General features: G+C 67.8%; 1 protein-coding gene. It reads right to left on the reverse strand.

Annotated elements, in window-relative coordinates:
* Nucleotides 1–27: 27 nt before the first annotated feature.
* Nucleotides 28–1,254: an IS110 family transposase gene (locus tag AB0M35_RS29110; protein WP_363749411.1), complete on the reverse strand. Its 1,227-nt coding sequence runs from the start codon at nt 1,252–1,254 to the stop codon at nt 28–30.
* Between the last annotated feature and the right edge of the window lie 244 nt (nt 1,255–1,498).

Consider the following 1,498-nt stretch of genomic DNA (forward strand, 5'->3'; position numbering starts at 1 on the left):
GGGTCAGACATCCCAGGAGCTTGGATGTCAAGCAGCGACGGGTTGGGTTCGGTGTGACCAGGCGGTTGCCTGGTCGTAGTGGGTGGCGGTTTTGAGGCAGCCGTGGAGGATGCCGACGAGGCGGTTGCCGACCTGTCGGAGCGCGGCGTTGTAGCCGATGTCGCGGGCGCGGAGTTCGTCGTAGTAGGCGCGGACGGCGGGGTCATGCAGGATCGCGGCGCCGGCTTGGGTGTGCAGGGCGTCGACGAGTCGGTCGTTGTGCACGATGCGGGCGTGGACGGTTCTGGATTTGCCGGACTGGCGGGTGATGGGGGCGGTGCCGGCGTAGTTCTTGCGGGCTTTGGCGTCGGCGTAGCGCCCTGGTGCGTCGCCGAACTCTGCGAGCACCCGGGCGCCGAGGATCACGCCTATGCCGGGTTGGCTGAGGTAGATCTCAGCGTCCGGGTGCTGGCCAAAATGCGCCTCGACCTGACCTTCCATCGCCTTGATCTGGGCGTTGAGGGCTTGCAGGATCGCGGCCGTGGCGGTGACGGTGGCTGCGTAGGCGGCGGTGACGACGTCTGGCTGGCGCAGGTGCGTGGTGCGCAGTGCTGCCTGGATCGTGGCGGCCTTGTCGGCGATCCCGCGGCGGCGGGCGCGTTTGAGAGCTGAGCTGATCTGGGTGAGGGTGAGTTTGGCGGCCTGGTCCGGGGTGGGTGCCTTGGTCAGCAGTTCGAGGGTGTCGGTGCCGGTCAGTGTCAGCGGCTGATAGGCATCCACGGCGGCGGGGAAATACTCCCGCAGCGCCGCGCGTAGCCGCAGCATGTGTCGCGTGCGTTCCCAGATCAGCGTCTGGTGCGCACGGGCCACCACCTTGACCGCCTCAGCGAGATCGGAATCGGCAGCGACCTGCCGCAGCTGATGACGGCGGGTCCGCACCATGTCCGCCAGGGCATGCGCGTCACCCTTGTCGCTCTTGGCCCCCGACAACGACACCAACTCCCGATGCCGTGCGGCCAGCTTCGGGTTCACCCCGAACACCTGGTAACCGGCCGCGATCAACGCCCGCACCCACGGTCCACGATCGGTCTCGATGCACACCAGCACCTGCGCCGGCGTGGCGTCGTCGGGCAGGAAACCGGCCACGAGGTCGTGGAAACGGGCCATCCCGTCCACCCCCTCGGGCAGCCGCGCGGTACGCATCACCCGCCCGTGCTGGTCCTGCACCTCCACATCGTGATGATCTTCCGCCCAATCGTCACCGACGAACAGCACAACGCCTCCCGTCCTGCCGAAGAACCCGTCAGCAGCCCGCGGGAGAACCAGCGCCCTAATGGACCAGTGCTCACGCCAACCCGGCAGGCACGACATCCCATCAGCCGTTCATCTCCCGACCACGGGCAAGGGCACGGTCTGACCCTAGGACTCACCGGTCCAAGGGGAGGGAGTGCTCACTCGCCCGCAGCTACCGGACATCGAGTCTGCCTCCCAGCCGACCCGACACCTCCCATTAGGGGAG

Origin of the sequence: Micromonospora sp. NPDC051196 (assembly GCF_040682415.1) — a bacterium.
GTDB lineage: Bacteria > Actinomycetota > Actinomycetes > Mycobacteriales > Micromonosporaceae > Micromonospora.